Here is a 13061-nt window from a genome sequence, read left to right as displayed (position 1 = left end):
TCGAAACAGTGCATTTGAATGCGCATTTGAAGGGGCAGGGGAATTGACGCCAACGGAATATGATCCGCGTCTGCATCAGCAGATGGGGGAAGTGCTCGCCGAGGTCCGCAATCTGCGTGACGCCTTTCGGCAATCCGAAATTAAATCCGACAGCAGCCGAGCCGCTGTGCATTCCCGGATGGATCAGCTTGTTGATCGGCTCGGAAAAGTCGAGGGGAATGTCGCGGCCGTTCAGGAGGATGTCTCAGAGATGCGCCCAGTTACCGACGACGTGAAGCGATGGAAACTCATGGGGCTGGGTGCTCTGGGCGTCGTAGGGATCGGCGGCACGGCGCTTGGCATCACCTTGGCTGGCGCGTTCCATCGGGTGCTGGAGTTTCTAAAGGCGGTGTAGGGAGAGCGACTAGCTTTGTCACCTAGCGAACGAATTAGAAGAATCTTAAAAACGTGTATTGACTGGCAGGATTTTATGCTCACCTGATTCGGCCAGAGGTGACGTGAATGGCAGAATACATAGGTGAGCACATCAGTATCCGCGACGTGTTGGTGTGCGTTGAAAAGCGCAAGGGCATCAACATGCGCCGGCACTGTACGTTGAGCGATCTGGCCTACAGCCTGCTTTACCGGTGGCCGGAAGATCATCGTGGCAAGGAATGGGTGGTTGCGCAAACCATGTGCCTTGAGGCCATGGAAGGCCACAGAGACCCGGAGCAGGCTCGTGCGGCTTTCGTCGCCGCAGCTCTGGCCGCTGAGATGCTCATGGTCAAAGAAGAATACATACAGGTGCGGGGCGAGAAGCGACCCAAGGCCAAGCGCGGGCAGCGATCACTTGACGCCGGGGCTTAAGCCATTGGCTGCCAGCAGCCTATCATAATACTCCTCGACTTTCCGCATGGCCTCCCGGCCTTCGGCTTCATAGCCTTGATGCGGAAGAAGGCGCTTAGCCGCCCTCGGCCCATGAGCCGACCAGAGCCATTTGCCCTTCATCGGGCCGTGCGGCTGCCTCTGAATCCTCCCCACGACAATCTCCCCGTCATACCCGGACCAGTCGTTATCCGTCGGTACGTCGTTGTCGTCGAGCTTCGTGCGGCGCCATTTGTGTTTGGGTTGGTAGGCAGACACGCGCATAGCGCCTCTCCTTGAAGAGGTTGCCGACAGCCGCATGATGTCGATGGATTGTTGGAATGCTCCCGCCCGAGCAACTGAAGAAATGGCGATGGCGCAGAGCGCGGTCAAGCCTCAGGCGGTTTTCCACAGGATGACCCATTACGGACCGCCAAGCTGTGGAGCTTAAGGCCGCCGAAAGGCTATTCAAAATCTCGGTTATCTTCTTGGCCGGCGAAATCTCAGTCTCCCCACACCAAGGTGAGGGAGTTCCCATGCAAGACAACATCCGACCGATTGCCCCTATAAGTGTTGCAGGCTTGGTGCCGATGGCGCCTGAAACTGGAATGCCCATATGTGAGGTAGTAGACCCAGCTACACTTCACGTGGATCCTGCTTATCAGCGGAACGTCAGCGAGAAAGGCCTTCGCCAGATCCGGCGGATAATCGAAGGATTTGATTGGGCAAAATTCAAACCGCCTGTCTGCGCGTATGCGGAATGCGACGGCCGCACAATTCTGAAGGTTTTGGATGGGCAGCATACTGCAATCGCCGCCGCTTCCAATCCGCACGTCGCGTTGATACCCGTTATGATCGTTGATGCCGAAGATACCATAGCTCAAGCAAAGGCATTCATTGGGCAAAACACTGATCGCCTCGGCGTCACAACATTGCAGCTTCACCAAGCCGCGCTAGCAGCTGCTGACGAAGATGCGCAGACACTTGAGCTGGTTTGCACTCGGGCGAATATCAAAGTCTTGAAGGCAACCAACTCGTACACCGGCACAGGCTCCCGACAGACCATTGCGGTAAAGCAGATAGAGGCGTTGATAAATAGACGCGGCTCTAAAATGGCACGGGAAATCCTTGAGGTTCTGGCAAATGCCGAGCGCGGGCCACTAACCGCAACCCAGATCAAGGCCGTCGAGTTGTTGATGACCGATCCCGAATATGCGGACCTCATCACACCGGAGGATCTCACTAACGCCATCGTCGATCTGCTCTTCACTGCAGAGGATGAAGCTAAAATCTTTGCCGCGAGCCATAAGGTTACTTTCTGGAGAGCATTGGCGATCACATGGTTCAGGAAATGCAAGAAGCGTCGACAATCCGTGGTGCGGGCCGCCTGACACGGCTCCGTGCGGTTCGAAGTCGAGGCCCGGGCACCACATCAATTGTCAAACAGTCTCCGCTGCGCAAAGCTCCTTTGAAGCTTTCACAGGAGAAATGAATGAACAGCGGCCCGATAAGATTTCCAGTGAGCACTTGGCGGCGAATTTGGAATAGGCGCGGCCCTCGAGCCGTAAATTGTGTCGTCTCGGATCGATACCTGCAGTTCGGGGCCGTTGGGCAGGCATCTACGGGGTATTATCCCGAGAACGAAAAGCTAGGAACACCGGTCTCTATAAACGTTATGGCAGGGGCCGGAGATAACGACCGAAAACTCTGCGAGATTGTAGTAACGATCGAAGCCCTAAAGGAAATGGTGTCGATTCTGGAGCGCGAAAGGGATTGCGAAGACTAGAGGTAGCGGCGAGACTGGAGAACGGAAGCCTTAGGTGAACATCGCAGGAACGATTTGCTACCATTTTGCTACCCAACTCGGTAGCACGATATCAAATGCGATAGTACAAAAAGGCACCGTGGTTGGTGCTTCGCCTTACGCTTCAGTATGTCCGAGGATGACTGTTGGCGATGGAGGATGCCGTGAACCGAATTTCAAGACCGGTTCCTTAAACCACTCGGACACTCTTCCATGCAGTTGATTTGAAGCGGGCTCGAAACCCGCGCACCTGCGGTTGCCTGACGCCATCAGCTCAGGCTATGCAGCGTTTAAAGCCGTTCGGCGGCAGCGTCAACTGGTTCTGTACGGTACCCGAAGGGCCGCGGAGGGGAGAAGCTCCCCGTTGCTGAAACGCCCAGCCGGGCTGAACCGACTGCGTTATTCAGAATCTTAAATTAGTGAATTATTAACCATATTAATTAGAATTGTCCCTATCTTGGCGAAATGCTTCGCAAATTTGCCATGAAGGCCGCATGATTAAAGTCTCGTTAGGTTGGTGGGATTAGGGGTGTCTTGCCCGGATCGGGCAGATTTCTTAACCATAACGGTCTTGAGCGGCGTGGGACATATGAAACGAGAGTACGGGGCGGCGTCATTCGCAACGGGAATGCGATGGGTAGGGCTGTCGCTGATCTGCGCAACGGTTACGGCTTGCGGTTCCTCGCCTACGCCCACAAAGCGCGCTCACGGCAAGGAGTATTTCTCGGAGAAGGAATACGGCGTCAAGGCCAGCCCCCGTGTTGCCACCGGCAACAACATCCCGAAGGGCGGCGGCCGCTATATGGTCGGGGACCCCTACGTGGTGAAGGGGAGGTGGTACTACCCGAAGGAAGATTTCTCCTACAACAAGGTTGGTGTTGCGTCGTGGTACGGCTCGGCCTTTCATGGCCGTTTGACGGCGAACGGCGAAGTCTATGACCAGATGCACCTTTCCGCCGCGCATCCAACGTTTCCGCTGCCGAGCTATGCACGCGTGACGAATACGGAAAACGGCGCGTCCATTATCGTGCGTGTCAACGATCGTGGTCCGTATCACGAAGGGCGCATTATCGACCTGTCCAATAAGACGGCGGATATGCTTGACCTGCAGCACAGCGGTACCGGAAACGTCCGCGTCCAGTATGTGGGGCGTGCCCGGATGGATGGGCATGATATGCCTTATCTGATGGCCTCCTATGTGCCGAAGGGCAGCCGCATTCCGGGCATCAACCCGGGTGGCGGGCAGATTGCCACCGGTGTCATGGTCGCCTCCAACAGCAAGCGCATAACCGCAGACCAGCTCCAGAGCTTCGGCGGTTTCGCGCCCGAGCCGGAGAATGTTCCTGTGCCGGTCTCGGCGACGTCCTATGCCGGCTCGACTCCGAGCGCGCGCTACAATGCTGCGCCTGTCCCGACGCCGATGCCGTCACCGTCTTTTGGCGGCGTCGCGCCCCTGGCGGAGCCGGCGGCCACTCAGATGATCGTCCTCCCGGAATTTGGCCCTTTCCCATATGAACGCCCCTATGGAGGGCAGCGCTCTCTCGCAATGGGGTATCAGGAACAGGGCGCCAAAACTGTTACCGTCGAACTCGCTTTCGACGCCGTGATGGTTCGCAACGACGGCCTCACGCAGGACTCGATCCTGGCATCCGTCAAGCGTCAAAAGACAGCCGCCGCGCGCGGCGAGTAACGGCGGCCATTGCGTCGCTCCAGGTCCGTTGTTAGCATCGTCGAGCTCGACCGAGCTGTGGGGTTTTTCGGTGTTCAAGCGTTTCGTTGGCCTCTGTGTTTGCCTTCTGCCTTTCGCAACGGTTGCCGCTGCCGCGAGCGGTGATGCCAACGCTTCATTCGTGACCAAGGCGGCCCAAGCCTACATGGTCGAGGCGTCTACCCGGACCGTGCTTCTTGCCAAGAACGAGAATCAGACCTTCTCGCCGGCGTCACTCGCGAAGCTGATGACGGTGGATCTCGTCTTCGACGCCCTTTCGAAGAACCAGATCACCCTCGACACGCAGTATCCGGTTTCGGAATACGCCTGGCGAACTGGGGGGGCGCCGTCGCGCACGGCAACGATGTTTGCCGCGCTCAAGTCGAACGTCCGCGTCGAGGATCTGATCAAAGGCATTGCCATTCAGGGCGCCAACGACAGCTGCATCGTTCTCGCTGAAGGCATGAGCGGCAGTGAGCCGGCCTTTGCGGCTGCTATGACGCGGCGTGCTAAAACGCTCGGTATGGAGCGGTCCATCTTCGGGAATTCGACCGGGCTGCCTGACGGCAAAAGCAGGACGACGGCGCTCGACATGGTGACGTTGGCGGCGGAACTGCAAATGTCCTATCCGAACCTCTATTCCTATTTTGCGCAGCCTGATTTCGAGTGGAACAGGATTTTCCAGCGCAACCGCAATCCTTTGCTTGGTTTCGGCATGGGTGTTGATGGCCTGGCGACCGGCTTTGCCGAGGGAGAGGGCTATTCCATCGTCGCCTCCGCCGAACGCGATGGCCGGCGGCTCTTCATGGCCCTGGGCGGCATTGCCTCCGACAAGGAGCGCACCGAAGAGGCCAAGCGTGTGCTCGAATGGGGGCTGACCGCCTTCGAAAGCCGTCAGATTTTCGCCGACGCCGAGGTGATCGGCGAAGCAAGCGTCTACGGTGGAACCTCGCGAAGCGTTGATCTCGTCGCAAAGACGCCCGTGAGTGTCTATGTACCGATCAGCAATCCCGAGCGGCTGTCGGCGCGCATCGTCTACCATTGGCCGTTGATGGCTCCCGTGGAGGCCGGCCATGAAATAGGGACGCTGCGCATCTTCGCGGGCGGTCGCCTGTTGCGTGAGGTACCCCTTTATACGAAGGAGACCGTGGCGGTTGGCTCTTTGAGCCGCCGTGCCGTCGACGCGCTGATGGAACTCGGCGAGACGCTGTTGTTCTCCTGGCTGTGGGATAAGCCCGAACCCACCTGATCGCCGAATTCGCTATTCAGGGTGAGAGTTACCGTCGAGCGGTTTCGCTTTTCGCTGCCTTCCGTTAAATGTACGGCAGTGGTGCGGGTGACCGCCGTAATGCAGGAATTAGTCATTGCCATCCGGTACTGGGTTGTTTGTAACGTTTGAAGGCGGGGAGGGCGCGGGCAAGTCGACGCAGATCCGCCGCCTTGCTGAGTCTCTCCGTGCCCGCGGTCATGACGTGCTTTTGACACGGGAGCCGGGCGGTTCTCCGGGCGCCGAGGCTGTGCGTCACGTGCTTCTTTCGGGTGCTGCCGAAGCCTTTGGAACCCGCATGGAGGCAATCCTCTTCGCAGCGGCACGCAATGATCACGTCGAGGAAGTCATCCGGCCGGCTTTGATGACCGGCAAGGTGGTCCTTTGCGATCGCTTCATGGATTCGTCGCGGGTCTATCAAGGCGTGACCGGGAATCTTGAGTCGGAATTCATCGAGGCGCTGCAGCGCGTCGCGGTCAATGGTATCGTTCCCGACTGCACGCTTGTCTTCGATCTGCCGGCGCTGGCGGGTCTCGAGCGCGCCCGGAGGCGAGGCGCTGCTGGCGACGTCGCCCCGGACCGCTTCGAGAAGGAGGAGCTCGAAACCCACGAGAAGCGCCGAGAAGCGTTTCTCGATATCGCCGCCCGGGAGCCTGACCGTTGCCACGTCATCGATGCAACGCGGTCCGAAGAGGTCATTGCCGCCGAGGTTCTGGAGACCGTCTGGCGGCAACTGCCGCATGCGACAGCGACCAAGTTAGCGGAAGCAACTCATGAACGATGAACGACCGGGATTGCTTGACGGTGCCATCTGGCCAGCCGAAAACATGAAGCTATTCGGCCATGATGACGCCGAGGCCTTCCTCGCGCAGTCGTATCGGTCGGGCAAGGGCCACCATGCGATCCTGATCGAGGGACCGCCGGGCGTCGGCAAGGCAACGCTTGCCTTCCGCTTCGCCAATCATGTCCTGACGCATCCGGATCCGGCCGGCGCGCCGGATCGGTTGGAGGATCCGGATCCGGCCTCTCCTGTCAGCCGCCAGATCGCCTCGGGCGCCTCGCATAACCTGCTGCACCTGGCGCGGCCCGTCGATGAAAAGACGGGGAAGATGAAATCCGCAATCACGGTCGATGAGGTCAGGCGGGCAGGGCGCTTCTTCTCGCAGACGTCGGGCACCGGCAATTGGCGCATTGTCATCATCGATCCTGCCGATGACATGAACCGCAATGCCGCGAATGCGATCCTGAAAATCCTCGAGGAGCCGCCGAAACGCGCACTGTTCCTGCTTATCTCCCATGCGCCCGGCAAGCTGCTTCCAACCATTCGTTCGCGCTGCCTGCCGCTGAAGCTCGCGCCGCTTGACGACAGTGCTCTCGGTGCGGCGCTCGCCCATCTCGGTATCGAGGCCAACCGCGACTTGCTTGCGGCGGCAAATGGCAGCGTAGGCGAGGCGCTGAAGCTGGTGAACTACGGCGGCAGCGATATCATCGCTGCTTACAACGATGTATTGGGTGCGCAGGGGGCATCTGCCCGCAGGGCTATGCATCGGCTGGCGGATGCGCTTTCCGGGAAGGACAGTGACACAATCTTTGAATTTTTCACCGGCCACGTCGGCGAGGACTTGATGCAGAAGGCACGGGCTGCGGCGATGGCAGGGCAGGTGGCTGCCGCGGAGAGGCTGGCCCGCCTGCATTCAGACATTGGCGAGCGGCTGACCGTTTCGGATGCCTACAATCTGGATCGCAAGCAGACGATCCTCAGCATCCTTGGAGATATCAAGCAGCCCGGCCCCTGATCAGGTTGCCAGCAGCTTCCATGCGACGACGGCAAGCGTCAGCGCCAGCACGATGCGGATTGTCCGTTCGTGGAGCTTAGGTGCGATCAGGCTGCCCGCGATAATCCCGGGGATCGAGCCGACCAGCAGGGCAAACAGCATTCCCCAGTTGATCTCGCCGATCACCCAGTAGCCCATCCCGCCGATCAGTGTCAGCGGGACGGCGTGAACGATATCGGAGCCAACAATTTCGCGAACATCGAGGCGCGGGTAGAGGACCAGCAGTACCGTCACGCCGAGCGCCCCTGCGCCCACCGACGTCAGCGTCACGAGGGTGCCTAGCACCAGCCCGAGGACCATTGTCCAGATGGCGATCGTGAGCGGCTTGGGCGGCGAGCGCTCTCCAATCGAGCGAAGCGCGAGCGCGAGGACTTGCTTGCGAAAGACCAGCATAAACGCGGTCATGACAAGCAACCAACCAAGGGCCATTGTAATCGTGTGGGCGACCTCGACGCTCCTACGATCGACTCCCGCCATCAGCCAGAGCGTCAGCAGGGCGGCCGGGACGCTTCCGGCAGCCAGGCAGCCTACAATGCGCCAATTCACCCTGCCATGCATGCCGTGAACTGCTGTTCCGGCTGTCTTGGTCAAAGCTGCGTAGAGCAGATCGGTTCCGACGGCTGTCGCTGGATGAACCCCGAAGAGAAGTACCAGCAACGGCGTCATCAGCGACCCGCCACCGACACCCGTAATGCCGACCAAGGCGCCGACAAGAAGCCCGGAGAGGGAATAGAGGGGATTGAAGCTGAAAAGGTCGGTCAAATAGGAGACCTCGAGCCCTGCGCGTGAATGGTGCTGCCGAGTGCTGAATATGTCACGTCGCTGATGCCCGCCCTTTGAATTTTCTTTGGGTAGAATGCGCCCAGAATCGAGTCAAGTGCAGCACGCCGGCGAACGGCAAATCGCCTGCTTTCGAAACTTGCTGTTTCGCTTCGCCATGACTTGCGCTAAGAGCGGCTGACAAATTTTATAGAGTAAGCCGGACACGAATGGCCGCCATGACAGAGAAGACACCGTTTTACATCACCACCGCGATTTCATACCCGAACGGCAAGCCGCACATCGGCCATGCCTACGAGCTGATTGCGACGGACGCAATGGCGCGCTACCAGCGCCTCGACGGCAAGGATGTCTTCTTCCTGACGGGTACCGACGAGCACGGCCAGAAGATGCAGCAGACGGCCCGAGCCGAGGGTATGTCGGCCCAGGAGCTTGCAGATCGCAATTCCAGTGCGTTCCAGTCGATGGGGCAGCTCCTCAACGCCTCGAACGACGACTTCATTCGCACGACGCAGGAGCGTCACCACGAGACGTCGCAGAACATCTGGAACCTGATGGCTGACAATGGCGACATCTACAAGGATTCTTATGCCGGCTGGTACTCGGTTCGCGACGAAGCCTACTATCAGGGAAGCGAGACGGAGCTGCGCGCCGATGGCGTGCGCTACGGACCGCAAGGCACGCCTGTCGAATGGGTAGAAGAGGCCAGCTACTTCTTCAAGCTTTCCGAATATCAGGACAAGCTGCTCGCGCACTACGAAGCCAACCCTGACTTCATCGGGCCTGCCGAGCGGCGCAACGAGGTCATCTCCTTCGTCAAGTCGGGACTGAAGGATCTCTCGATTTCACGCACGACCTTCGATTGGGGCATCAAGGTGCCGAACGACCCTGATCACGTCATGTATGTCTGGGTCGATGCCCTGACCAACTACATTACGGCGACCGGGTACATCGAGGATCGCAACGGTCCCCGCGCCAAGTACTGGCCGGCGGACGTTCATATCATCGGCAAGGACATCATCCGCTTCCACGCGGTCTACTGGCCGGCCTTCCTGATGTCCGCCAAGCTGCCGCTTCCCAAGCGCGTCTTCGCGCACGGCTTCCTGCTCAACAAGGGCGAGAAGATGTCGAAGTCGCTCGGCAACGTCGTCGATCCCGTCAATCTGGTGAACCATTTCGGCCTCGACCAGGTGCGCTATTTCTTCCTCCGCGAAGTCTCCTTCGGTCAGGACGGCAGCTACAGCGAAGAGGCGATCGGCACGCGCATCAACTCCGACCTTGCCAACGGCATCGGAAACCTTGCCAGCCGCTCGCTGTCGATGATCGTCAAGAACTGCGACGGCAAGGTCCCGGAATGCGGTCCGCTGACGGACGAGGACAAGACCATGCTGGCGCAGGCCGACGCGCTGCTCGCGTCGACGCGTGACGACATGAACAAGCAGCTGATCCATCGCGCGCTCGCGTCGATCATCGCTGTCGTTTCCGAGACCGACCGCTACTTCGCCGGCCAGGAGCCCTGGGCGCTGAAGAAGACCGATCCGGCACGCATGGGCACCGTGCTCTACGTCACGGCCGAGGTCGTCCGCCAGATTGCCATCCTGTTGCAGCCTTTCGTGCCTGAATCGGCCGGCAAGCTGCTTGATCTGGTTGCGGCCCCTGCCGACAAGCGCGACTTCGCGGCGCTCGGCGAAGCCGGCCGCCTCATCGCAGGCACGGCGCTCGAAGCGCCGAAGCCAGTGTTCCCGCGCTACGTCGCGCCGGAAGCGTGAGGACCTCATGCTGATCGATACGCATTGCCATCTGGATTTCGCCGACTTCGAGGAGCAGCGGGACGAGATCGTCAAGCGCGCCCACGACGCGGGTGTCAAGCAGATGGTGACGATCTCGACGCGGGTGCGCAAGCTGGACGCGCTGCTGGCCATCACCGAGAAATATCCGTCTGTTTTCTGTTCCGTCGGCACGCATCCGAATAATGCGGGCGATGAGCTCGATATCCAGACGGAAGATCTCGTGCGTCTGGCCAATGCCCACGAGAAGATTGTCGCGATCGGCGAGGCCGGCCTTGACTATTTCTACGATACGCAAAAGCCGGAGGACCAGCAGACCGGGCTGCGGCGCCACATTGACGCTTCGCGCGAGACGCAGCTGCCGCTCGTAATCCATAGCCGCAGCGCCGACGGAGACATGGCTGCGATCCTGACAGAGGAAATGGGGAAGGGGGCGTTTCCCTTTATCCTCCATTGCTTCTCGTCTGGCGCTGAACTCGCAAGGATCGGCGTCGACCTGGGCGGCTACGTGTCCTTCTCCGGTATCCTGACCTTCCCGAAGTCGGAGGAACTTCGTGATATCGCCAAAACGGTGCCGCAGGATCGGCTTCTTGTCGAGACCGACGCGCCCTACCTTGCGCCAAAGCGCTGGCGCGGCAAGCGCAACGAACCGTCCTATGTCGTGAACACGGCCGAGGTTCTGGCCGAGACGCTCGGCCTCAGCCATGCCGAGATGGCGCGGATCACCACCGAAAACGCATTCCGCATTTTCTCAAAGATGCCGAGGATCTGACAGCGTGGGCTACAGGCGGCGTTTCACCATTCTCGGCTGTTCGTCGTCGCCCGGCGTTCCACGCATCACTGGCGATTGGGGTGCCTGCGACCCGACCAATCCGAAGAATCGCCGCACCCGCGCGGCGTTCATGGTCCAGCAATATGATGACAACGGCGGCGTCACGACCGTTGTCATCGATACCGGGCCGGATTTTCGCGAGCAGATGATCGCGGCCCGCGTCACTCACATCGACGCCGTCCTCTATACTCATGCCCATGCCGACCACATCCATGGCCTCGACGATCTGCGTGGCTATTTCTATGGCGCGCAGCAGCGGGTTCCGATTCACGCCACGCGTGAGACGATGGACCGCATTCGACAAGGGTTCGGCTACTGCCTTGAAACGCCGCCCGGCAGCAACTATCCGCCGATCGTCGAAGCAAAGGTCATCGGAAGCCTCGACGTCCCGGTGCGGATCAGCGGCGGGGGCGGAACGATCTCGATCCGACCGCACCTGCAGCAGCATGGCGACATATTTTCGCTTGGCATTCGCGTTGGCGACGTCGCTTATTGCAGTGATATCAGTGACTTTCCGCCTGAAACTGTCGAAAAACTTCAAGAGCTCGACGTCCTCATCATCGATGCCTTGCAATATCGCTATCATCCGAGCCATCTGTCGCTCGAGCAATCGCTCGACTGGATTAAGCGCCTGAAGCCGAAACGGGCGATCCTGACCCATATGCATACGCCGCTCGACTATGACACGGTCATGGCCGAAACGCCCGATCATGTGGTTCCGGCTTATGATCAGATGAGCTTCGATATCGAACTGGTCGAACTGGAAAGCGGCTGACGACCTGCATGATGTCGCGCGGCGTAATGATCGCAGTTTGCCTGTTGTTGAGGTGTCGCGGTTTTTATTGTTTCGCTGGCGCTGAAAGCGCGAAGTGATTTAATCGGCACATCAGCATCCAGCGATAAGCGCCGAAAGAAAAAGCGATTTGGCGATGTTGGCGTACGGCTGATAGTTATGAGCCTCTTCGCAGATCTAGATACGCAATGGTTCCATAATCTATCTTATCCGATCTAATGGTGTAGCCGCAAAGTTAAAGTGTCCTGTTTCTGCAAAGTAGAAATGTCACTCTCTCCCCGGTTTTGATGACGGCGGAGATTGCAGATGGGATTGATTGCGATGAGCGAGCGTGATCTGCAGCGGATCGAGGTTTTGTCGAAGGTGATTGACGGCCGGATGACGCTGGTGTCAGCGGCGCATGTGCTTGACCTGAGCACCCGCCAGGTCCGTCGGCTTCTGCAACGGATGCGGACTGGCGGCGCGGCGTCGATCCGGCACAAGGCGATTGGCCGACCGTCGAACAACCGGATCAGCGACGGCGTTCGCGATTATGCGGTAACGCTGGTTGGCGAGCGCTATGCGGATTTCGGGCCGACCTTGGCGACGGAGAAGCTGGCCGAGCGTGATGGGTTGCGTGTGTCGCGCGAGACGGTGCGCGGCTGGATGGTCGATGCTGGACTGTGGTTGTCGCGCAAGCAGCGGCGGACGTTTCATCAGCCACGATTGCGGCGCGAGGCCTATGGCGAACTGGTGCAGATCGACGGTTCCGAGCATCGCTGGTTCGAGGACCGCGGGCCGGCTTGCTCGCTGCTGGTGTTTGTCGATGATGCGACCGGCAAGCTGATGCAGTTGCGCTTCGTGCGTTCGGAGAGCACCTTCAGCTATTTCGAGGCGCTCGAGCTTTACCTGAAGGATCACGGTGCTCCGATCGCCTTTTATTCCGACAAGCAYACGGTGTTCCGGGTCCCTAAAAAGGAYGCCAAGGGTGGCCAGGGSATGACCCAGTTCGGGCGTGCGCTKTGCGAGCTAAAYATCGAGATTCTTTGCGCAAATTCGAGCCARGCCAAGGGCCGTGTCGAGCGRATGAACCGGACGCTGCAGGAYCGGTTGGTCAARGAACTGCGGCTTTCTGGCATYGAYACCATGGAGGCMGGCAATRCSTTCTTGCSGGACTTCGTGGAGGACTACAATACGCGATTTGCGATCGTCCCTGCCCGSYSWGAYGACCTGCAYCGGCCGATGAATCTGGCGCCGGATCGRTTGMMRGAGATCCTCTGCAARCGCGAGCAGCGCTATGTCGGTGCGCAGCTGACGTTCTCGTTCGAGCGCAAGCGGATCATGCTGGAGGAGACAGAGGTGACGCGTGGTTTGGTCGGTCGCTATGTCGAGACCTATGCCTATGCGGACGGTCGGCTGGATGTGCGTTGGAA

The 13061-nt window shown here is 59.3% G+C and carries 13 protein-coding genes; 11 read left to right on the top strand and 2 right to left on the bottom strand.

Annotated elements, in window-relative coordinates:
• Positions 1-43 precede the first annotated feature (43 nt).
• Together AC1DE4_RS22425 and AC1DE4_RS22420 are read left to right on the top strand one after the other, a co-directional pair.
• Positions 44-394 carry a DUF1515 family protein gene (locus AC1DE4_RS22425; protein ID WP_477883141.1) on the top strand — a complete coding sequence of 117 codons (351 nt, stop codon included), beginning with the start codon at positions 44-46 and terminating at the stop codon, positions 392-394.
• A gap of 107 nt (positions 395-501) precedes the next feature.
• Positions 502-846: a DUF982 domain-containing protein gene (locus AC1DE4_RS22420; RefSeq protein WP_477883139.1), complete on the top strand. Its 345-nt coding sequence runs from the start codon at positions 502-504 to the stop codon at positions 844-846.
• Here AC1DE4_RS22420 and AC1DE4_RS22415 read toward each other — a convergent pair.
• The gene (locus AC1DE4_RS22415) at positions 826-1128 is read right to left on the bottom strand and encodes a hypothetical protein (RefSeq protein ID WP_477883137.1); all 303 of its coding nucleotides are present in this window, start codon (positions 1126-1128) and stop codon (positions 826-828) included. The genes AC1DE4_RS22420 and AC1DE4_RS22415 overlap by 21 nt on opposite strands.
• A gap of 251 nt (positions 1129-1379) precedes the next feature.
• Here AC1DE4_RS22415 and AC1DE4_RS22410 point away from each other — a divergent pair, with 251 nt between their 5' ends.
• The 5 genes from AC1DE4_RS22410 (at position 1380) to AC1DE4_RS22390 (ending at position 7418) form a co-directional block, all read left to right on the top strand.
• Positions 1380-2234: a ParB N-terminal domain-containing protein gene (locus AC1DE4_RS22410; RefSeq protein ID WP_477883135.1), complete on the top strand. Its 855-nt coding sequence runs from the start codon at positions 1380-1382 to the stop codon at positions 2232-2234.
• Between the two features lie 1002 nt (positions 2235-3236).
• On the top strand, positions 3237-4337 hold the full coding sequence (locus AC1DE4_RS22405) for a septal ring lytic transglycosylase RlpA family protein (protein ID WP_477883133.1): 1101 nt from the start codon (positions 3237-3239) through the stop codon (positions 4335-4337).
• A 70-nt stretch (positions 4338-4407) separates the two neighbouring features.
• Positions 4408-5604 carry a D-alanyl-D-alanine carboxypeptidase family protein gene (locus tag AC1DE4_RS22400; protein WP_477883131.1) on the top strand — a complete coding sequence of 399 codons (1197 nt, stop codon included), beginning with the start codon at positions 4408-4410 and terminating at the stop codon, positions 5602-5604.
• A 115-nt stretch (positions 5605-5719) separates the two neighbouring features.
• On the top strand, positions 5720-6406 hold the full coding sequence (tmk, locus tag AC1DE4_RS22395; RefSeq protein ID WP_026371504.1) for a dTMP kinase: 687 nt from the start codon (positions 5720-5722) through the stop codon (positions 6404-6406).
• Positions 6396-7418: a DNA polymerase III subunit delta' gene (locus tag AC1DE4_RS22390; protein WP_113472154.1), complete on the top strand. Its 1023-nt coding sequence runs from the start codon at positions 6396-6398 to the stop codon at positions 7416-7418. Before tmk ends, AC1DE4_RS22390 begins: the two co-directional genes overlap by 11 nt.
• Here AC1DE4_RS22390 and AC1DE4_RS22385 read toward each other — a convergent pair whose 3' ends face one another.
• On the bottom strand, positions 7419-8219 hold the full coding sequence (locus AC1DE4_RS22385) for a sulfite exporter TauE/SafE family protein (RefSeq protein ID WP_192242038.1): 801 nt from the start codon (positions 8217-8219) through the stop codon (positions 7419-7421).
• Between the two features lie 236 nt (positions 8220-8455).
• Between AC1DE4_RS22385 and metG the strand changes: the two genes are divergently transcribed.
• The 4 genes from metG to AC1DE4_RS22365 form a co-directional block, all read left to right on the top strand.
• The gene (gene metG / locus AC1DE4_RS22380) at positions 8456-10006 is read left to right on the top strand and encodes a methionine--tRNA ligase (protein WP_026371503.1); all 1551 of its coding nucleotides are present in this window, start codon (positions 8456-8458) and stop codon (positions 10004-10006) included.
• Positions 10007-10013: 7 nt separating this feature from the next.
• Positions 10014-10796 carry a TatD family hydrolase gene (locus tag AC1DE4_RS22375; protein ID WP_113472155.1) on the top strand — a complete coding sequence of 261 codons (783 nt, stop codon included), beginning with the start codon at positions 10014-10016 and terminating at the stop codon, positions 10794-10796.
• A 4-nt stretch (positions 10797-10800) separates the two neighbouring features.
• Positions 10801-11631, top strand: coding sequence for an MBL fold metallo-hydrolase (locus AC1DE4_RS22370; protein ID WP_477883127.1), 831 nt, complete (start codon positions 10801-10803; stop codon positions 11629-11631).
• Positions 11632-11955: 324 nt separating this feature from the next.
• The coding region (locus AC1DE4_RS22365; RefSeq protein ID WP_477883125.1) for an ISNCY family transposase at positions 11956-13061 on the top strand (1106 nt) is incomplete at its 3' end.

It is taken from the genome of Rhizobium sp. 10N414, from assembly GCF_056394785.1.
This window is presented reverse-complemented; position numbering and strand designations above follow the sequence as displayed.